Origin of the sequence: Methylobacterium sp. P1-11 (assembly GCF_008329595.1) — a bacterium.
Classification (GTDB): Bacteria; Pseudomonadota; Alphaproteobacteria; order Rhizobiales; family Beijerinckiaceae; genus Methylobacterium.
The window spans coordinates 17,827-37,568 of sequence record NZ_NPKS01000001.1; the positions used below are offsets into that span (position 1 = coordinate 17,827).

The 19,742-nt window shown below is 67.3% G+C and carries 21 protein-coding genes; 7 read left to right on the forward strand and 14 right to left on the reverse strand.

Annotated elements, in window-relative coordinates; all coding sequences use genetic code 11:
- Positions 1-57 precede the first annotated feature (57 nt).
- Together CIW48_RS00090 and CIW48_RS00095 are read right to left on the reverse strand one after the other, a co-directional pair.
- The gene (locus tag CIW48_RS00090; protein WP_149307944.1) at positions 58-465 is read right to left on the reverse strand and encodes a thioredoxin family protein; all 408 of its coding nucleotides are present in this window, start codon (positions 463-465) and stop codon (positions 58-60) included.
- 121 nt (positions 466-586) lie between these two features.
- Complete coding sequence (locus tag CIW48_RS00095) at positions 587-886, reverse strand: hypothetical protein (protein ID WP_149307946.1); 300 nt, start codon at positions 884-886, stop codon at positions 587-589.
- 258 nt (positions 887-1,144) lie between these two features.
- Between CIW48_RS00095 and CIW48_RS00100 the strand changes: the two genes are divergently transcribed.
- Positions 1,145-1,810, forward strand: coding sequence for a TetR/AcrR family transcriptional regulator (locus tag CIW48_RS00100; RefSeq protein ID WP_149307948.1), 666 nt, complete (start codon positions 1,145-1,147; stop codon positions 1,808-1,810).
- Positions 1,811-1,867: 57 nt separating this feature from the next.
- A complete protein-coding gene (locus CIW48_RS00105) occupies positions 1,868-2,329 on the forward strand; it encodes a DUF2852 domain-containing protein (protein WP_149307950.1) in 462 nt (153 codons plus the stop codon).
- An 83-nt stretch (positions 2,330-2,412) separates the two neighbouring features.
- On the opposite strand, the gene CIW48_RS00110 is transcribed toward CIW48_RS00105, so the two are convergent.
- Positions 2,413-4,104 (reverse strand): methyl-accepting chemotaxis protein, encoded by a 1,692-nt coding sequence (locus CIW48_RS00110; protein ID WP_149307952.1) that lies wholly within the window; start codon positions 4,102-4,104, stop codon positions 2,413-2,415.
- 565 nt (positions 4,105-4,669) lie between these two features.
- On the opposite strand from CIW48_RS00110, the gene upp reads away from it, so the two are divergent.
- Positions 4,670-5,305 (forward strand): uracil phosphoribosyltransferase, encoded by a 636-nt coding sequence (gene upp, locus CIW48_RS00115; protein WP_149307954.1) that lies wholly within the window; start codon positions 4,670-4,672, stop codon positions 5,303-5,305.
- 9 nt (positions 5,306-5,314) lie between these two features.
- On the opposite strand, the gene CIW48_RS00120 is transcribed toward upp, so the two are convergent.
- The 3 genes from CIW48_RS00120 to CIW48_RS33760 all read right to left on the reverse strand — a co-directional run bounded on the left by CIW48_RS00120 (position 5,315) and on the right by CIW48_RS33760 (position 7,204).
- The gene (locus CIW48_RS00120; protein ID WP_246695069.1) at positions 5,315-5,959 is read right to left on the reverse strand and encodes a hypothetical protein; all 645 of its coding nucleotides are present in this window, start codon (positions 5,957-5,959) and stop codon (positions 5,315-5,317) included.
- Positions 5,960-6,036: 77 nt separating this feature from the next.
- Positions 6,037-6,654, reverse strand: a complete 618-nt coding sequence (locus CIW48_RS33755) for a hypothetical protein (protein WP_246695070.1) — start codon at positions 6,652-6,654, stop codon at positions 6,037-6,039.
- Between the two features lie 10 nt (positions 6,655-6,664).
- On the reverse strand, positions 6,665-7,204 hold the full coding sequence (locus CIW48_RS33760) for an ATPase domain-containing protein (protein ID WP_246695071.1): 540 nt from the start codon (positions 7,202-7,204) through the stop codon (positions 6,665-6,667).
- Between the two features lie 164 nt (positions 7,205-7,368).
- Between CIW48_RS33760 and CIW48_RS00130 the strand changes: the two genes are divergently transcribed.
- The 4 genes from CIW48_RS00130 (at position 7,369) to CIW48_RS00145 (ending at position 10,923) form a co-directional block, all read left to right on the forward strand.
- Entirely contained in the window at positions 7,369-7,995 is a 627-nt protein-coding gene (locus tag CIW48_RS00130) for a DUF938 domain-containing protein (RefSeq protein WP_149307956.1), read from the forward strand.
- 119 nt (positions 7,996-8,114) lie between these two features.
- Positions 8,115-9,356, forward strand: coding sequence for an ABC transporter substrate-binding protein (locus CIW48_RS00135; RefSeq protein WP_149307958.1), 1,242 nt, complete (start codon positions 8,115-8,117; stop codon positions 9,354-9,356).
- Positions 9,357-9,488: 132 nt separating this feature from the next.
- Positions 9,489-10,502 (forward strand): NAD(P)H-quinone oxidoreductase, encoded by a 1,014-nt coding sequence (locus tag CIW48_RS00140; RefSeq protein WP_149307960.1) that lies wholly within the window; start codon positions 9,489-9,491, stop codon positions 10,500-10,502.
- 115 nt (positions 10,503-10,617) lie between these two features.
- Positions 10,618-10,923 (forward strand): hypothetical protein, encoded by a 306-nt coding sequence (locus CIW48_RS00145; RefSeq protein WP_149307962.1) that lies wholly within the window; start codon positions 10,618-10,620, stop codon positions 10,921-10,923.
- Positions 10,924-10,969: 46 nt separating this feature from the next.
- Here CIW48_RS00145 and CIW48_RS00150 read toward each other — a convergent pair whose 3' ends face one another.
- The 8 genes from CIW48_RS00150 to phaZ form a co-directional block, all read right to left on the reverse strand.
- Positions 10,970-11,851 (reverse strand): 3-hydroxybutyryl-CoA dehydrogenase, encoded by an 882-nt coding sequence (locus tag CIW48_RS00150; RefSeq protein ID WP_149307964.1) that lies wholly within the window; start codon positions 11,849-11,851, stop codon positions 10,970-10,972.
- Between the two features lie 183 nt (positions 11,852-12,034).
- Positions 12,035-12,988, reverse strand: a complete 954-nt coding sequence (locus CIW48_RS00155) for an FAD-binding protein (RefSeq protein ID WP_149307966.1) — start codon at positions 12,986-12,988, stop codon at positions 12,035-12,037.
- 66 nt (positions 12,989-13,054) lie between these two features.
- On the reverse strand, positions 13,055-13,804 hold the full coding sequence (locus tag CIW48_RS00160) for an electron transfer flavoprotein subunit beta/FixA family protein (protein ID WP_149308613.1): 750 nt from the start codon (positions 13,802-13,804) through the stop codon (positions 13,055-13,057).
- Between the two features lie 168 nt (positions 13,805-13,972).
- Entirely contained in the window at positions 13,973-14,545 is a 573-nt protein-coding gene (locus tag CIW48_RS00165; protein ID WP_149307968.1) for a cob(I)yrinic acid a,c-diamide adenosyltransferase, read from the reverse strand.
- A 13-nt stretch (positions 14,546-14,558) separates the two neighbouring features.
- The gene (locus tag CIW48_RS00170) at positions 14,559-15,182 is read right to left on the reverse strand and encodes an acyloxyacyl hydrolase (RefSeq protein ID WP_149307970.1); all 624 of its coding nucleotides are present in this window, start codon (positions 15,180-15,182) and stop codon (positions 14,559-14,561) included.
- A 139-nt stretch (positions 15,183-15,321) separates the two neighbouring features.
- Entirely contained in the window at positions 15,322-15,507 is a 186-nt protein-coding gene (locus tag CIW48_RS00175; RefSeq protein ID WP_091783358.1) for a twin transmembrane helix small protein, read from the reverse strand.
- Between the two features lie 66 nt (positions 15,508-15,573).
- Positions 15,574-18,198 (reverse strand): TIGR02302 family protein, encoded by a 2,625-nt coding sequence (locus CIW48_RS00180; RefSeq protein WP_149307972.1) that lies wholly within the window; start codon positions 18,196-18,198, stop codon positions 15,574-15,576.
- Between the two features lie 137 nt (positions 18,199-18,335).
- Complete coding sequence (gene phaZ / locus CIW48_RS00185; RefSeq protein WP_149307974.1) at positions 18,336-19,544, reverse strand: polyhydroxyalkanoate depolymerase; 1,209 nt, start codon at positions 19,542-19,544, stop codon at positions 18,336-18,338.
- Positions 19,545-19,742 lie beyond the last annotated feature (198 nt).

Here is a 19,742-nt window from a genome sequence, read left to right on the forward strand (position 1 = left end):
TTATGCCGAGGCTTCCCTGAACGGGACCGGACAGCCTGCTTCGCGGCGCACCGACGGTCAGAGGGTCTTCTCCACGAGCCCCTCGATCCATTCCGGCTGCGTCTCGCCCACTGATCGGCCGACCTCCGTCGCACCCTTGTAGGCGATCAGCGTGCTCTGCATCCGGACGTTCAGGCGCCTCAGCAGATCCTTCTGGCTGTCAAAGTCGATATCGAAGATCTGGAGATCCCTGAAGCGCGGCTCGGCCGAAAGTTTCGCGAGGATCGGCTTCTGCGTTCGGCAGATCGGGCACCAGGGGGCGCTGACCGCGATCAGGACCGGCTTTCCGCTGTTTTGCGCGGCTTCGAAGGCCGCATCCGTGAACGGCCGCGTCTCGCCGGCGCGCGCTGGCGCAAGCGCGCCGAACGGCCCATTCACGGCAAGGGCGAGGACGGCGAGCGCGAGGACGTGACGGCGGCTCATCATGGCGTGCTTCCCTCCCGAGACCCGCCCGACCGGATCGTGGCGTTTGAGGAATGCTACGCCGCGCGCGCGGACGCGTCCCTGCGGCCTGAACGGCTGGGAGGCCCGAAAGCGCCGCGCCGGATCACGTTATCGAGACGTCGGAGGACCGGTCTTCCTCGGCGAGCGCCGCAATATCGTGCGCATCCACAGCGTCGATGGGGCGCCGGATCCTCAGAGCTCGCGTCGGCGCGCCGGCGCGCATCACCAGCACGATGGTCTCCATGTCCGGACAGCCGGGATCGGTGCAGGCGATCTCGTTGACCGCCAGCGCATCGGCGTCCCCAAGGTTGAGCGCCGAGCGCAGCTCTTGCTTGAGACGCGACCCCAACTCGGCGCGCTCCGCCGACCGGGCCCGCCACGCCCTGAGGCTCACGAAAGCCATGCGCGATGCTCGTTATCCTGCGTTCGCAAAGCCAGCACCCGCACGGCAAAGCCACCCGTCGACGCCGCTCGGCTCGCACGTGTAATAATGTTACGCTTGCCTGAGGCGGTCAAGCGGGCTTGGCCCGTCCGAAACAACCGTCGCGTTCGGCTGTCATGCTTAGGCGGATCTCCGAACGGAGGTCAGCGCACCTTCGGACTCGACAGCGGGGCGAAGGTCCGGTGAGGTGCAACAGGCGCGGGAAGGAGATGTGAGATCTTGCGACCCTGGCGGGACGGGCCGGACGACCGGCGGAGTTACCATCACGGCAATCTGAAGGAGGCCCTCCTCGAGGCCGCGCGCCGATTCATTGCCGAGCGCGGGATCGGTGGCTTCACCTTGGTGGATGCCGCGCGCCTGGTCGGCGTGACACCGGCCGCGCTGTATCGCCATTTCCGCGGGCGTGAGGCGCTGTTGGAAGAACTCGCTGGGCGCGGCTTCGCGGAACTCGCCGCGCGACTGGCGCGGGCCCTGACGTCGCGGGGGACGCCGCTGGAGCGGTTCACCCGCATGGGCGAGACCTACCTCGCCTTTGCCGAGGAGGAGCCGGCCTATTACGCGGCCATCTTCGAGACGCGCGGAACACCGGCCGGCGGCGCAGATCTTGGTGCCGCGGAACCGGTCGCGCGGCCAAGCCCCTTCGACCTTCTGGTCGAAGCACTCCAGGCGACGTTCGCGGACGGTTTCGGGGGCGTGGCACCCCGCTTCATCGCCCTGGAGGTCTGGGCCCTGGCCCACGGGCTCGCGACGCTCTCGGCTGCCGGTCATCTGCCGCGCGGCCCCGGATTTCCCGACAAATACGAGTTGCTGCGCGCCGGAGTCTTGGCCCTGGTCCACGGAGCGGCCCAGAGGGGCGAGCGCGAGACCGGACCTGGGCGGGCTTGAAAGGCCTCCGCCGCACCCGCATGTTAACCGCGTTCACATGGACAGCGGAGCACAGCCGTGACCTCTCAATCCTCTTCTCCCTGGGCGACCGGCAGGCTCTGCCGGTCCGGCCCGTTCCCCCGCCGCTCCCTGGAGATCGGCGCGATCGTGGTCGGCTTCATCTATTGGTGGCCGGTGGGCCTTGCGTTGGTAGCCTGGAAGCTCGCCGGCTACCCGGCCTTCTCGGAGCTGCGCGCCGCCGCGCGCCGGACCGTGTCCGAGTTCGAGGGGGGGCGTCCCGCCTCGCGCTTCGCCCGCGCCTTCGAGGCCGCCAGCCGCCGGGACAGCACCGGCAATGCCGCTTTCGATGCCTATCGTCGGGCCGAGCTGGACCGGCTTGAGGCGCAGCGGCGTGCTCTCGAGGAAGAGAGCCGCGCCTTTTCAGAGTTCGTCGAGGAGTTGAAGCGGGCCCGGGACCGCGAGCAGTTTGATGCCTTCATGGCCAAGCGCCGGACCGACGGCGGCGGCCACGCGGTCTGAGTGATCGCAATTGCAGCGTCCGGGCCGATCGGCCCGGACGCATCAACACATCGCTCTGAAGCCGCCGCGATCGGAACCGGGTGTCAGGCCGCGCGGACCATGCCCAGGAATCGTGCGACTTCGGCATTCAGGTGGTCGGACCGTTCGGAAAGCCGGGAGGCTTCGATCAGGACCTGCCCGGCCGCCGCGCCGGTCTTCTCGGCGGCGTTCGCGACGCTCACGATATTGCTGGTGACCTCGCCGGTTCCCGCCGCGGCATGGCCGACGTTGCGCACAATCTCGTGGGTCGCTGCGCCCTGTTCCTCCACCGCGGCGGCGATCGAAGTCGCCACGCCGTTGATCTCGCGGATCCGCGCCGTGATGGCTCCGATCGCTGAGACGGCCTGGTCCGTCGAGGCCTGAACCCGCGCGATCTGGCCCGAAATCTCGTCGGTTGCCCGAGCAGTCTGTTCGGCCAGTGCCTTGACCTCGGTGGCCACGACCGCGAAGCCGCGACCGGCGATCCCCGCCCGGGCTGCCTCGATCGTGGCGTTCAACGCCAGCAGGTTCGTCTGACCCGCGATGGTCGAGATCAATCCGACAACGTCGCCGATCCTGACGACAGCGTCGCTCAGCTCCTGGACCATAGCGCCGGTCTGATCCGTCTCGTCGACCGCCGCCCGCGCGAGCGTGGCCGAACCATTGACCTGCCGGCCGATCTCTTGGACGGAGGTGCCCAGTTCCTCGGCCGCCGCCGCCACGGTGTTCACGTTGCTGCCCGCCTGCTCGGCGGCGGCCGCGACAGTGGTGGATTGCTCGGCGGTCTTCGCGGCGGTTTCCGTCATGCTCCGGGCAGTCGCCTGCAGCCCGGTGGCCGAGGCCGAGACCTGCGCGATGATTTCGCCCACGGCTTCCGCGAACTGGTCGGCCATCAGGCGCATACCGTGGCTGCGCTGACGTTCCGCTTCCCTCCGCGCCTCTTCGGCCTCGGCTTCGAGTTGCCGTGTGCGGATCAGGTTGTCCTTGAAGACCTGGACCGCTGCTGCCATCGCGCCGATCTCGTCGCGGCGATGCCGGAACGGAATGTCCGTCGCCGTGTCGCCCCGCGCGAGTTTGCTCATTGCGCCGGTCATCGCTGCGATCGGGCGCGAGATGTAGACGAGGCCGAAGAGCGCCGCACCGAAAGCCGTAAGTAACGCGAGAGCGATCCCGATGATTGCGGTGACGGATGCGCGATCGACCCTGTTCATTGCAGTATTGGCATCCTGGGATGCGGCTTTCTCGTCATGTTGCACCAAGCGCGCCAAGGTCGCACGAGCGCTGTCGTAGAGGGCCACGACCTCGGGTTTGATCAGCAACGCCTTTGCATCCTGCTGCAGACCCGCTTCCATCAGGCGGCGCACCTCACGGTCCGCCCGTTCAAAAGGGGTCCAGGACTCATCGAAGGCGTCGTAGAGGCTTCGTTCCTCAGGCGTGCTGATCAGCGGCTCATAGGCCCGTCGCGCGTCCAGAAACTGGGCGTGCGTCTTTGCGAGGTTGGCTTCGTTGGCCGCGCGGTGCTCCGGCGTATCCGACAGGAGGATCAGCCGGTACTGTTTGATCCGGACTTCGGACGCCGCGACCTCGATCGCACCGACCTTCTCGAGCGAGGGCACCCAGTCCTTTGCCAGAGCCGTCGTCTTCTCACCGACGGCCGCGAGTTCACGCAGGGACATGCCGCTCTGAACAGCTGAGACCAGAGCGAGGCCAACAAAGATCATGGCGAGTATTGCTTTGAGCGGTATGGATATACGCATGAAACAGGCGGACCAGAAGAGAGGATAGGAAGGGAGCATCACGCAGGGCGATACTTTCTCTCTCATTTATAACCCCGGAATCAACAGGAGATTCATGGATGTCCTCTCCGTTCAGCGCTAAAACCATATGATGCCACGCAACAATAAAAGTATTTATATAAGTAAATACCAAATCTATGGATGTTTATCGCATTTAAAATCCGAGTATACTGATAGACGATCCAGTACCGAGGTTAAAAAACAGCTTTTCGTTCACAGCGTCAAACCTGCCATGGCGGCGCGTCGCGCGGGGATAGGACAATGCCGACGGCTACCGTCGCCGGCGATCTGATCGAACTGGCCGGCGCGGATCTGAAACCGCTCGTATGTCCTGCTGCGTATCCTGATCCGGACCGGACGCCGCGGATACAGCCGTGGAAGGACATGTCTTGAGACATCCGGCCTGCACGCAGCGCGTCTCGTCGTGGTCGCATCCGCGTGGCCCACCCTGCGGATCACCAAGCCGAGTTGCACCTCAGCCCCGGGTCCGGCATTGGTCCTTCAACCGCAAGGGGAGGGGTTGGACATGCAGACGGGTCGGGTCACTGTAGTCGATCACCCGCTCGTGCAGCACAAGCTCACGTATCTGCGGGACAAGAACCGGTCGACGAAGGGCTTCCGTCAGATCCTCAACGAGATCGGGATGCTCCTCGCCTACGAGGTGACGCGGGATCTGCCGCTGGAGCCCGTCACGATCGAGACTCCGCTCCAGCCGATGCAGGGGCAGCAGATCCAGGGCAAGAAGCTGGTCCTGGCGCCGATCCTGAGGGCGGGGATCGGCTTTCTCGACGGCATGCTGTCGCTGGTGCCCTCGGCCCGCGTCGCGCATATCGGTCTATACCGGGATCCCGACACGCTGGAGGCCGTGGAGTATTACTTCAAGGCCCCCTCCGATCTCGCCGACCGGACGGTCTTGGTCTTGGATCCGATGCTGGCCACCGCCAATTCGGCCATCGCGGCCCTCGACCGCCTGAAGGCTCGGGGTGCCTCGGATCTGCGGTTCGTGTGCCTGCTGGCGGCTCCGGAGGGCCTTGCCAAGTTCCAGGCCGCCCATCCCGACGTTCCGGTTTGGACTGCGGCCATCGACAGCCACCTGAACGACCACGGCTACATCGTCCCCGGCCTCGGCGATGCCGGAGACCGGATGTACGGCACCCGCTAGGACCCGGCTTCAGGCCCTGGCGCGCCGGGACCCGGCGCGGCCCCTGCCGATCACCTTGCGGAGAATCTGCGAGAGCTGATCAACCGGATAGGGCTTCTGGACCAGGTCGAAGCCGTGGACGCCCTCCTGCGCCAGCACGTGGCTGTAGCCGGAGGTGACGACGACCGGCAGAGCGGGCATCATCACGTCGGAGAACACGGCGTCGAAGCGGAACGGAATCCTCTCGATCTCAACGAGCGCCTCCTCGGCGGTCGTCGACCAGACCGTTTTGTGGCCGAGATCGTCGAGGATCTGCGTGGCGAAGCGGCCAACCTCGATGTTATCCTCGACCACGAGCACGCAGAGGCTGGCGCCGTCGAGATGATGCGCGGCAGCGCGTCGGGCGGAATCCCGATGCCGGCGTCGGACAGCGCCACCGCCGCGAAGGTGCTGCGCGAGCCGGCATGGCCGCGGATCGCCGGCATCGGGCGGTCCCCCGTGAGCTTCAGGGTCAACGTGCCCTCGCCCCCCCATGGCGTCGCGGGCGTTCACCGCCATGTTGATCAGGGCGGTTTCGAACCGGCTCAGGTCCGCGCGGATGTTGCAGCGAGCGTCGGGGATCTCGGCAACCACAGTGATGCGCGCGCCCGTGACCGAATCCAGCGTTTCCGCCACGGCCCGCAGCGATGCGCCAACCTCGAACACCTCGGGCCGCGGGGCTTGGCGCCGCGCAAAGGCCGGGCGGTGGCCGGTCAGGCGCTCCTGCGGCTCGCCGAGCGTGTCAGCCAGCCGCCGGTTGCCGTAGAGCAGCGTACCGACTGGGCAGTCTGTCCCGGGACGTAGAGGCGGAGATGATAGTGGCCGGGATCGCGGTCGGGATCCGTGTCGGGTGCTTGGTCGTCCGTGGCCGTATCACCCAATCCGCGGCACTCCGTCGTGCGATCGACGCCTGCTGCTCCGGCTCGAGGACAACCCCGCGCCCCGTCTTCGGCGCGGGGGCTCTCCTCCTCGTCCACGGCCGCCTCGAGGGCGGCCATGAGATCCTCGATCTGGCGCTCGAGGCCGGACCGGTGGCGCGCCATCTCCCGCAGTCGTCGCTCGGTGGCGTCCCGGTGCTGCGCGGCGGCTCGCTCCTGCGCCTCCTCAACCAGGCGAGCCGTGCCGGCGAGGACGCCTGATGGACCAATATAGGCATCCATCAACTGAATCCCTTCCGACGACATCAGACATTCGCGGATCTGGTTGGACTGGCTCATGCCCCGCGACGGGATGACGTAGAGGGTGCTGGTCCGCTCCCCGTTCGCCTCCATGTTCTGGAGCTTGACCCAGGCATCCATCAGGGAAGACACGCCGAAATCGTTGTCCTCCATCAGGGAGCCGTCACTGCGCAGCGTGGTGAAGGACGCCGTGATGCCGCGCCTTGACCAGGTCGATCATCCGCAGGAGCGTGGCCTGCAACGCGCCCGCCGGCCCGCACAAGGTGGGGGCCGGGTCGATCACCACGACTTCCTGCGGGAACTGATCGAGGTCGCGGTGCATCCGCGCAAGATGCGTCTCCACCCCGAACAGGCTCGGCCGTGCGGCCTCGAAGCGGAGGCGGCCGCTCGACACGTGCATGTCGAGGTCGAGCCCGATGGAGTGCGCGTTGCGGATGATCAGTGCGCCGCTCTCCTCGAACATGAAGGCCATGCAGCGCTCCCCGCGCCGGCAGGCCGCGTCGATGATCGAGGCGGCAAGCATGCTCTTGCCGGTACCCGCGGCGCCGGAAATCCGGGCGCTGGAGCCGCGGTGGAAGCCGCACGGCCCGAGCATGGCATCCAGGCCGACGACGCCCGTGGCGATGATGCCGTCGGCCCTCGATGAAGCCGGGCCCGGAAGGGCGGCTGCGTGCGCCGCAGGAGAGTCGCACGACAGCGGCATTTGTTATCCCGACGGATGGGCCGGCTGGCTCAGACGCTACGTTGAACGGGCACAACATCGCTGGGATGCAGTATGGTAACGGGTCCATGCGCGCAATGAGGGTGCGCTAGCCGCGTCCGGCAGTCACCCCATCGGTAGGCCGCTGAAACCGACGGCAGGTGTTCATGCTCGGCTGGGAAATCGACAGCCACGACGCTCTGACGGCGCCGGCCGTCGCGCGCAACCGCGACGCGATCCTCAGCGTACTCCGCGAGATCCTGCCCGAGACCGGCACCGTTCTGGAGATCGCAAGCGGCTCCGGTGAACACGCCGTACATGTTGCCGCGGCCCTGCCGGGTCTCGGTTGGCTCCCGAGCGATCCCGAACCCGCCGCCCGGCGCAGCATCGCCGCCCATGCCCGCCGGACAGGTTTGTCCAATATCGTGCCGCCCCTCGACCTTGACGCGACGGCCACGGCCTGGCCGGTCGCCGGCGTCGACGCAATCGTCTGCATCAACATGATTCACATCGCGCCCTGGGCCGCCACCGAGGGCCTGATGGCCGGAGCCGGCCGTGTCCTGGCGGAGGAGGGCGTCCTGTTCCTCTATGGTCCGTTCCGCGAGGCCGGACGATACGATGCGGAGAGCAACGCTGCCTTCGATGCGTCACTGCGCGAGCGGGACCCAAACGGGGGCGTGCGGGATCTGGAAGCCGTCGCGGCAGAAGCGGCCCGGTACGGGCTCGGCCTGACCGGGCGCGTAGCCATGCCGGCGAACAATCTGAGCCTGATCTTCAGACGTGCGGGCAGCTGACAGGCCATCTGTCACCGGATTTCGCGTCTGCACATTGTATTCAGGCGCCGGCGTGTTGCACAATCCTGGCGCGGACCTGATGCGGCGACAACAGGCGCACGGGCCGCAGGAGGAAGCCCATGCCGATGGAACGCAGCGTTTCGAGTCGGGCCCTGGCCCTGCTCGCAGTAGCGGGGTTGTTGGGACCGACGCAGGCCCGTGCCGCCGATCCGATCAAGATCGGGGTGATCGCCGAGGCGCAGTCGGTGGTCGGGGCCTCGATCCCGCAGGCGGTGCAGCTCGCCGCCGACGAGATCAACGCCCAGGGCGGCATCGACGGGCGCCAGATCCAGGTCGTCACCTACGACGACAAGAGTTCGGCTTCCGACGCAGTCCGCGCCTTCCAGCGGGCGGTGTCCGAGGACAAGGTCAACCTCGTCATCGCCAGCTACATCTCGGAGGTCGTGCTGGCGCTGATGCCCTGGGCGGCCCGGCTCAAGACGCCGATGATCACCCCGGGCGCGGCCTCGAACGAGATCAGCCTCGCCGTCCACAAGGATTACGCGCGCAACAAGTACACCTTCCACGGCTATCTCACCTCGGCGGCCCTGGCTCAATCGATCTGCGATTCCACGAAGGACATGCTGATCGACTTGATGAAGGTGAAGACCGCCGCGATCATGAGCGAGGACGCGGCCTGGACCCGTCCCCTCGACGTCAGCTACGAAAAGTGCCTGCCCGAGATCGGCGTGAAGGTCGTCGATCACATCCGCTTCTCGCCGGACACGGGCGACTTCACGCCGATCTACAACAAGATCGAGGCGGCCAAGCCCGACCTGATCGTCACCGGAATCTCGCATGTCGGCGTGCAGCCGACCGTGCAGTGGCAGAACCAGCAGGTGCCGCTCGCCATGACCGGCATGAACTCGCAGGCGACCTCCTCGACCTTCTGGGCCAACACCAACGGCGCGACGCAGGGGGTTATCTTCCAGAGCATCGCGGTGCCGGGTGCCGCCATCACCGACAAGTCGCTCGCCTTCAGCGACGCGTTCAAGAAGCGCTTCGGCAGCGATCCGTCCTACGCCGGCTACATGGCCTATGATCAGGTCTACTACGCGGCCGATGCCGTGAAGCGCGCCGGCACGACGGAGGCCGACAAGCTCGTGGATGCTCTCGAGAAGACCGACTGGGTGGGCACGGTCGGGCGCACGCAGTTCTACGGCAAGGACGACCCGTTCACCCACTCGATCAAGTACGGTCCCGGCTTCATCACAGGCCTGATGGCGCAGTGGCAGGATGGCAAGCAGATCGCGATCTGGCCGAAGAGCCTCGCGCAGGGGCAGATCGTACTGCCCGCGGCGGTGAAGGCGGCGGCCCGGTAGGCCGGCCCCTGAACCGGCAGCGGACGCGTTCGGCGCCTTCGGCTTGCCAAGCGCGTCCGTTGCCGCAACTAGAGCCGAACCGCGACGTTGTGAGCGCGGCCGAGACCACCTGCGCGCCGAGGATTATCGTTGATGGCCACCACCGACCTGCCCGGGACCATGCGCCAGATCCGCTATGCGGGTTCCGGTGGCCCGGAGGTGATCAGCCTCGAGACCGCCCCCGTGCCGAGCCCGGGGTCCGGACAGGTCCTGATCGAAGTGGTGGCCGCCGGCGTGAACCGGCCCGATGTGGCGCAGCGTTCCGGCGTGTATCCGCCACCGCCCGGCGCTACCGAGATCCCGGGCCTCGAAGTCGCCGGACGCGTGGTCGCGCTTGGACGCGAGGTCAACGGCCTGTCGCTTGGGGACGAGGTCTGCGCCCTCGTGATCAGCGGCGGCTACGCAGAGTACGCCGTGGCCGAGGCGTCCCATTGTTTGCCGCGTCCGAAAGCTGTCTCGCTGATCGATGCCGGCGGCCTGCCGGAGACCTTCTTCACGGTCTACTCGAACGTCGTTCAGCGCGGTCGCCTCGCACGCGGCGAGAGTTTCCTCGTCCATGGCGGATCGAGCGGCATCGGCGCGACCGCGATCCAGATCGCCAAGCATGTCGGCGCCCGGGTCTTCGCTACGGCGGGCTCGGCCGAGAAGTGCCGATTCTGCGAGGAACTCGGCGCTGACGCCGCGATCGACTACAAGAAACTCGATTTCGCTGAGGAGCTGAAGCGCCTCACCGACGGACGCGGCGTCGATGTCATCCTCGACATGATCGGCGCGAGCTATCTTCCCCGGAATCTCAAGTCGCTGGCACCCGACGGCCGTCTGGTGATGATCGCCCTGATGGGCGGCTACAAGGTCGACGGCCTGAACATCACGCCGATCATGCGCAATCGCCTGACCTTCACGGGCTCGACGCTTCGCCCGCGGGGGAAAGCCGACAAGGCCGCGATCGCCGACGGCCTGCGCCGGGACATCTGGCCCGAACTCGATGCCGGGCGGATCCGGACGGTCACCCATGCCACGTTCCCGCTCGAGCGAGCCCGGGAGGCGCACGAATTGATGGAATCCAGCGCCCATCTCGGCAAGATCCTTCTGACCACCGGACGGTAACACCGCGACCCGGCAGGAACCTGCTTCGGCGGCCCCGCGTTGGCGGCCGGTAACGAGATCGTGTCGCACAGCGCCCGTTTCGGCGTGTGGCGTCCCGCCGAAGAAGGTTTTTCAGATGGCCGAGAGATTGAACCCGAACGAAAGCCGACAGGGCGAGCGCGGCAAACCCGTCCTCTGGGTTCTGGTGGCGAGCCTCGTGCTGCTGGCGATCGCCACCGTGGGTCTGCTCACGTGGAACGGTGCCAATTCGCCGAAGGACTACGCCAGCCAGAGCCAGGACGCGTCGCGTAAGGAAGTGACGGGGTCGGTCACCGGCCAGTCCGGCGGCGCGTCGCCGTCGAACAGCACCGGTGTTCCGGGCGGGAACCCGTCCTATCCGCAGCCGGCTCAGCCGGGCGCCAACGGCGGCGCAGCGAAGTAAGAGCGAGCCGGGACGGCTTCATGAGGCCGTCCCGCAACGCGCAGTCTCAGCGGGTCGGGATCGGCGTCGGCCCACGGTAATCGTAGAAGCCGCGTTTGGCCTTGCGGCCGAGCCAGCCGGCCTCGACGTACTTCACCAGCAGCGGGCAGGGGCGGTACTTCGAATCGGCCAGGCCTTCGTAGAGCACCTGCATGACCGACAGGCAGGTGTCGAGGCCAATGAAGTCGGCCAGCTGCAACGGCCCCATCGGGTGGTTGGCGCCGAGCTTCATTGCAGTGTCGATCGACTCGACCGATCCGACGCCTTCGTAGAGCGTGTAGATCGCCTCGTTGATCATCGGCAGCAGGATGCGGTTGACGATGAAGGCCGGGAAATCCTCCGACATAGTCGAGGTCTTGCCGAGCTTCGCGATGAACGCCTTGGCCGATTCGTAGGTCGTATCCTCGGTGGCGATGCCGCGAATCAGCTCGACGAGCTGCATCACCGGCACCGGGTTCATGAAGTGGATGCCGATGAACTTTTCCGGTCGGTCGGTCGCCGCCGCCAGCCGCGTAATGGAGATCGACGACGTATTCGTCGCCACCAAGGTCTCCGGCCGGAGCGATCCGCACAGCGTGGTGAAGATCTCGCGCTTCGTCGCCTCGTTCTCGGTCGCCGCCTCGATCACGAGATCGCACGGCGCAAGGGCGGCGTAATCTCGCGCTGGAACGATGCGGGCGCGGGCCTCGCCGCTATCGCCCTCCGTCAACGAACCCTTCGCGACGAGGCGCGCGAGGCTGCCCTCGATCACGTTCAAGCCGTTGTCGAGCCGGGCGGAATCGCGATCATTCAACAGGACGTCCAAGCCGGCGGTGGCGCAGACCTGCGCGATGCCGCTGCCCATCTGGCCCGCGCCGATGATGCCGACCCGCTTGATCTCCATATGCATGTGCCGACCTGTGCCCCCAATGCGGATGCCGATCCACGGCCGCGCGGCAAGCCGGACGGCACGAACGCGACGGCACCGCGCGTAGTCTCGCCGCTGCAGCCTTCTAGACCAATCTTCGATCCGGAAGGAACCCGTGAAACCGCGTTCTGAGACACGACTCTCGGGTTGCCAGAACTCGGTCCGTTACTGACCCTTGGCTTTGCCGATCTCGGATTGCAGCTCGGGTACGACCTGGAAGAGGTCACCGACGAGCCCATAATCGGCCACTTGGAAGATCGGAGCGTCCTCATCCTTATTGATGGCGACGATGACCTTCGAGTCCTTCATGCCGGCGAGATGCTGGATTGCGCCCGAGATGCCCACCGCGACGTAGAGATCGGGCGCTACGACCTTGCCGGTCTGCCCAACCTGCCAATCGTTCGGTGCGTAGCCGGCATCGACCGCAGCGCGGGAGGCGCCGACCGCGGCGCCGAGCGAGTCGGCCAGCGGCTCGATCAGCTCGTGGAACTTCTCCGACGAGCCGAGCGAGCGGCCGCCGGACACGATGATACGCGCCGAGGCCAGCTCAGGCCGGTCTGACTTGGCGATCTCCTCGCCCTTGAAGGTCGAGCCACCAGCCGCGGGCGCGGCCGCGGAGACGGGCTCGATCGGGGCAACCGCGCCGCCTTCACCCGCCGCCTTGAACGCCGCCGTGCGCACCGTGATCACCGTTTTTCCCGCGGGGGCCTGCACGGTCTGGATCGCGTTGCCGGCGTAGATCGGCCGCTCGAACGTATCGGGCGCGACCACCTTGATGATATCGGAGACCTGCGCGACGTCGAGAAGGGCGGCCACACGCGGCAGCACGTTCTTGCCGGTGGTCGAGGCCGACGCGATGATCACGTCGTACGGACCGGCGACCGACGCGATCAGCGCCCCGACGGGCTCCGCGAGGTCGTGGTCGTAGACGGCGTCTTCTGCGCTCAGGACCTTCTCGACGCCGTCGAGCTTGGCCGCAGCCTCGGCCACGGCCTTCGAGCCGGCGCCCAGAACGAGAGCGTGGATCGGCGCCCCGATCTCCTTCGCGGCGGACAGCGCTTTCAGCGTGCTGTCCTTGATGTGGCCGTTGCCGTGCTCGACGAAGAGGAGTGTCGTCATGGTCTGTGGTGCCCTTGAGGGTGGTGGCGCGGGGCTCGACCGGGTCTCGGGAGCCCCGCCTGCGGATCAGATCACGCCGGCTTCGACCTTGAGCTTCTGAACGAGCTCGGCCGCGGAACCGACCTTCACGCCGGCCGAGCGGCCCGGCGGTTCGACGGTCTTGAGCACCGTGAGCCGCGGGGTCACGTCGACACCGAGCGCGTCCGGTGCCAGCTCCTCAAGCGGCTTCTTCTTGGCCTTCATGATGTTGGGCAGCGACGCGTAACGCGGCTCGTTGAGGCGGAGATCCGTTGTCACGACCGCCGGCAATTTGAGGCTGACGGTCTGCAGGCCGCCATCAACCTCGCGTGTGACGTCGAGGCTACCCTCGCCGGGCTCGATCTTGTACGCGAAGGTGCCCTGCGGCCAGCCGAGCAGCGCGCCGAGCATCTGCCCGGTCTGGTTCGAATCGTCGTCGATCGCCTGCTTGCCGAGGATGACGAGCTGCGGGTTCTCCTTCTCGACGACGGCCTTGAGAAGCTTCGCCACGGCGAGGGGCTCGCAATTCACGTCCGTCTTCACGAGGATTGCGCGGTCGGCACCCATGGCCAGCGCCGTGCGCAGCGTCTCCTGTGCCTGCTGCGGGCCGATCGACACCGCAACGATCTCGGTGACCGTGCCCTTCTCCTTCAGGCGGATCGCCTCTTCCACGGCGATCTCATCGAAGGGGTTCATGGACATCTTCACGTTGGCGAGCTCGACACCGGAGCCGTCGGCCTTCACGCGAATCTTGACGTTGTAGTCCACCACCCGCTTGACGGGCACCAGCACCTTCATGGCGGTCACGATCCTTCCCCGAGGATTCTTGTCGTCGTGCAGGCCACTCCCACGGGCGCTCGAAGCGCAGCGTGGCCAGGGCACGCAAGGCGCGCGGACCGTAACGGCCACATTTCCGCCTTGTCAACGCGACGCCGTGGCGAGCCCGCGAAAAGGCCTGGTGCCGGCTCAGCGGTTGGCGCCGGGTACCCAGAGCACGTCGTCGGATCCGTCGCCGTTGGCCGCGCGGCTCGCCACGAACAGGAAATCCGACAGCCGGTTAAGGTAGCGCAGCGCCTCCGGCGACACCGTCTCGTCGTCCCGGGCTGCGAGGCCGACCGCCAGCCGCTCCGCGCGTCGGCAGACGGTCCGTGCGAGGTGCAGGGCCGCTGCGGCCGGCGAGCCGCCGGGCAGCACGAAGGATTTCAGCGGCGGGATGGTCGCGTTGAGAGCATCGATATCGCGCTCCAGACGGTCGACCTGGCTCGCCACGATCCTCAGCGGCTCGTAGGGGAGAGGCTCCGGGCTCGGCGGTGTCGCCAGGTCGGCCCCGAGGTCGAACAGGTCATTCTGGATCGCGCCGAGCATCTGATCGAGCGGCCCCTGCGTGTGCAGGCGCGCCATCCCGATGCAGGCATTGGTCTCGTCCACGGTGCCATAAGTCTCGACCCGGAGATCCGCCTTCGAGCGACGCTGTCCGTCGGCCAGCGCGGTCGTGCCCTTGTCGCCGGTTCGGGTGTAGATGCGGTTGAGCTTGACCAAGAGGTTCAGCGCCTCAGAACGTATAGCCGATCTTGCCGCCGTAATTGGTCAAGCCGCGGTTGTTGGCGCAGAGTCCGGCATTCGACATGTGCTCGACCGTTGCCATGATGCTCCAGTGCTCCGTCAGGCGGAAGCCCAGGGCCGCCGCCTCGCGGAACATGGGAGAACAGCCGAGCGTATTGAACCCGTAGGGCGTCTCCGCCTTCGGGCCGGTCCAGCCATTATGGGCCACGCCGCCGAAGAACCCGTCGAGGAAGACCCGGCGGTTGAAGGTTTCCGGGAATACTTCGAGGGTCCAGGTGGCGCCGAGATAGGCGTAGCTGGTCCGGCCGCCGGTGTTGTAGCTGCCGCCGACCGTCGGCCGCGGCACGAAGGCCTGCCAGAACGGATCCATGCTGAGGACGGGCTTGGCGAACAGGATCTCGCCGTTGATGTTTGCCTTGCTGAAGCCGGGGAGCTTGCCCTCGGCGCTGCCGGGATCCTGCACCGCGCCGCCGATCCGGATCTCCGACACGATGCTGAGCGGCTGGACGGGCGCCGCGTAGGCGGCAGGCGGCGGCACGTCGGCGGCCGAAGCCGGCAGGATGGCCGCCCCGGTCAGGATACCGAACAGACAGAGGCGAGAAGGGGCAGTCATGCGGGCTCGGCCGATCGGGCGCAGCGATTTGCTTCTACCGAGCGTAGCAGAGGCTCGCGGGGTGCGGCGGCCAATTCATCCCTTGCCGCAGCGAAAGGCGTTCAGTGCGGCGGCGCGGTCACACCCGTTCCAGCACCCGTCAGGCCGAGCGCCACCAGACGACGCCCATGATGATCACGATCGCCACGAATTGCAGGAGCACGCGCAGGCGCATCAGCTTCTGCGAGAGGCTGGCGCTGCCGCCCCGCATCATGTTGGCCAAGCCCAGGAGCAGGATGACAGCGACGGCCAGGCAGGCGATCAGGACGAGGGTATTGGACGACATGCGGTCGGCGATCCGGATAGGGCGGGAGCCTTGCGGCGGCTGTGCGTTGCGTGAGGGAGCGGACGCTCAGTTGCGGCGGAGCAGGCGCTCGAAATAGTCGAGTTCCTCGCGGGGACGGCTCGGGTCGCCGAGTTTGCGCCGCAGCTCTTCCATGATGCGCCGGGCACGCTGGACCGCCGATTCGTCGGCCGTGGGCACGCGCACCCGCCCGTCGCTCATGTCACGGCCGCGGGTCGGGCGCCCGAGGGGATCGTCGTCGCGGGCGCCGGCCTGACCCTGCTGCCCTGGCTGCTGGCCGCCGTCCTGCTGGCCTTCGCCCTGACCCTCGGCCATCTCCTGCATTTGCTGAGCCATGCCGTCGGCACCGCGCTTCAACCCGTCGAGGGCGCGCCCCTGCGCGTCGACTGCTTCGCCCGAATCGCCGTCCTTCAGGGCGTTCTCGGCCTCGCGCATCGCCTCCTCGGCGTCGGCGAGTCCTTGCTCGCCGCGCATGCCGTTCTCCTTCATGCGCTGCTGAAGGTCCTCCAAGCGCTGCCGGAGCGCCTGCTGACGCTCCCCGACATTACCCTGCTGCCCCTGGCCCTGCTGCCCCTGGCCTTGCTGCCCCTGGCCCTGTTGCCCCTGCGGGCTCTGACCCTGCTGGCCCGGCTGCTTCTGGCCCTGCTGTCCGCGCTGCCCCTGCTGCGGCTGACCGCGATTCTGCTGGCGCTGGCCGCCGCGTTCTTCCTGGCCGTCCTTGAAGGTCTCGTCGCGCAGGCCCTGTTGGTCCTTGGCCATGGAATCGAGATCGCGCATCTGCTTCTGCATCTCACGGGAGGCCTGATCCGAGCGGCTCCCGCGTTCGGCGGTCTGGAGGTTCTCCAGGATGTTGCGCAGCTGCTCCATCAGGCGCTGCGCCTCGGCGGTGTCACCGCGCTTCATCGCCTCCGCCATGTCCTGGATCATCTTGTCGAGATCCTCGGGTGTAACCGTCTTCGATTGCCTGTTGTTCTGGCTGCGCTCGCTCTGCTCGCTGGGCTGACGCCCCTGCTTCTGCGCCATCTCGGACAGGAATTTATCGAGCGCCTGCTTCAGGTCCTGGGTCAGGCGCTTGATCTCATCATCGGGCGCGTTGCGCTCGATCGCCTCCTTCAGGCGGTCCTGGGCTTGGCGGAGCTGCTTCTCGGCGTCAGAGAGGTCGCCGTCCTCGATCTTCAGGGCCATCTCCCAGAGGAGATCGGCCACCTCGACGAGGTCCGCATCCGTCCTGGCGCGGCGCAGGCGCTCGGTCGCGGTTCGCAGACCCAGGAAGATCGCAGGCTGCGGCGTGAACGTGGCGGGCGCGACCAGCAGCGCGTCCAGAGCCCCCTGGACCCATCGGCGGTCCGTGTCGGGAGCCGTGACGAGGCGGCGACGTTCCTCCGCGAGGGCCCGCGCGAGCGGCTCGCGGAACGGGCGCGCCGGCAGAACGATCTCGGAATCCGCCGTGCGACCCTCCTGGCCGGCCTCGTCCTTGACCACGATGTGATAGCGGACCCGCGCCCCGGTCCAGGGACTGTCCGTCAGATCCACCAGGGTCTTGGTGTCGGATTCCCCGCTCGCATCGCCGGGCAGCGCCAGATTGATCTGCGGAACCGGCACGAGGGCGCGCGCCGATCTCAGCGGCGCGATCACGGCTTCCGCCGAGCTGATCCCGTAATCGTCCTTGGCCCGGTAGGTCAGGTTGAAGGTGCCGCGCCCATTCACCTCGGGGCCGCCCACGGCGGTCACCTCCGGCGGCCGGTCCGGAATCGCGTCGACGGTCAGGCGCTGCTTGCCCGCCGGGGTTACGATCGTCAGCGCGGCCCCGCCGATGATGCGAAACCGCTCCTCCCGCAGGTCGGGACGTGCCTCCTGACCCGGGACGGCGACAAGGCCGGCATTGGGCGTAAGGGTCGTCTCGGACGCGGCCTTGCCCTGGCCGGCGATCCGCACGATCAACTGCGCATTGACCGGCGCGCGCAGGTGCTGATCGCTGCCGTCCATGGCGATCAGCAGCGGCGGAAGCCGCGTGTAGAGCGGCGGATCGATCCAGCCGTCCACGCGGAAATTCGGGCCGGGCGCAGCCGGTTCATGCCAGTCGAAGGCGGCGCCGATCCGCTGACGCCATTCGGGACCGGCCGCGAACAGGCTGGCGATTGCGGCAACGACCAGACCGGCCCGCAGGGCGAAGGGATCGCGCCGGGTCATACCCGGTTTCGGCAATCCGATCCGCAGAGCCGAGATCGCCTCCGCGGCGCGGCGTTGATGGAGATCCCACAGCAACCGGCTTCCCGGATCGGCGGCGCCAACGGCAAGGCTGTCCTGCGCCGCGGAGGCCGGCCCATGCCGCAGCTTCGGATCGCACGCCGCGGCCTCGCGATCGAGCCGCGCCAGGGCCAGACGCCGGTCCGGCCGGGCGATGTGGATCAGCGGCAGAAGCGCGACGATGAGGAGGACGGCCAAGGCCATGAGGCCGATCTGACGCCAGAGCGGCGTGAGATCGAGCCAGACGCCCGACCAGGAGATAACCAGGAAGAGCAGCCCGACTGCGATCCCGCGCCAGATAATCGGCCAGGCCTGCTCCCACAGGGAAGCCGCCCGCGCCTGCGCCACGAGCCGGTCGAGCCGCGTGGATGCCGCGCTGAGACCGCCCGCCTCGGTCTTGCTCTCGATGCCGTTCCTGCCGATCACGCCGACCGTTCCGCCTCACGCCGCAAGGAGTGGCTCAAGGAACCGCGCTTCGGGCTCCCGTCAGAAGAGCCTAGCATGGTGGGCCGGGCAGGTCGGCGGGTCAAATCGGCGCGACGGTCGCCTCGTCGCGGGTCTGATCAATCGTGTGATTGGATGAAGTTGCGCACCTGCGGATAGATCTGCGACTCCCAGCGCCGCCCGGCGAAGACGCCGTAATGGCCGACGCCCGCCTGCAGGTGATGCGTCCGCATGTAGGGGGCGAGGTCCGAGCACAGGTCGTGGGCCGCCATCGTCTGACCGACCGCGCAGATGTCGTCCCGCTCGCCCTCGACGGTCATCAGGGCGGTGCGGCGGATCGCGCGCAGGTCGATCGGCTCTCCGCGATAGGTCACGGCGTTCCGGGCGAGGGCATGATCCTGGAAGACGGTCTTGACCGTCTCCAGATAGAACTCGGCCGCGAGGTCGAGTACGGCGAAATACTCATCGTAGAAAGTCTCGATCGCCTCGGCCTTGTCGTGCTCGCCGTTGGCCATGTGCCAGAACAGGTCGGCATGGCCCTGAACGTGGCGCTTTGTGTTCATCGCCATGAAGGCCGAGACCTGCACGAAGCCCGGATACACCTTGCGGCCGGCTCCCTTGTGGCGCTTCGGAACCGTCGCGATCAGGTTCTTCTCGAACCAGTCGATCGGCTTGGAATTCGCGAGCTCGTTCACGCCTGTCGGATTGACCCGGCAATCCACTGGGCCGGCCATCAGCGTCATGCTGCGGGGGGCGGCGGGATCCTTGGCCTGCGCCATCGCGGCGGCGGCCACGAGGGCCTGCACGGCCGGCTGGCAGACCGCCACCAGATGGGCGCCTTCACCCATCGTCTGCAGGAACTGGATCAGATGGCCCACATAATCGTCGAAGCCGAACTTGCCCTCCGACAGCGGCACGTCGCGGGCATTGTGCCAGTCGGTGATGTAGACATCGTGGTCGGGCAGCATCGTGCGCACGGTGGCGCGCAGCAGCGTGGCGAAATGGCCCGACATCGGGGCGACCATCAGCACTTTGGGCTGCTCGGTGTGGATGTCCTTCTTGAAATGCAGCAGCGTTCCGAAAGGCGTGACCTCGACCGGTTCCTCCGAGACCGCGACGCTCCTGTTTCCGACATTCACCGACTCGATGCCGTAGGGAGGCCGCGCGAAGGTCAGGCCCGTACGCATCATCATCCGGGCGCCGGCGGACATCCAGGTCGCCGGCTCGCCCCACGCGACCCACGGCGACCAGATGTCGTTCAGAAGCCGACCCCACGCCCGGGTCTGGGCCGCCATGTCGGTCTGGAGGTCGAACGCGTCGTACAGCATCGGGCAGGCACTCGCTTGAGCCCTGCCCGGCACGCGGGCCATCGGGGCGGCAATGTTGGCGGATGCCGGACTTCGGACTGCATCGGCGTGGCCGTGCAGGATGGGTCTCGTTCCCAAAGCCGGCAACTGTCCTCAAGTGGAATGCCAACAAGAATTATCGTGACGTGACTTTGATGCACCAGGCTATGCATGGGCCGC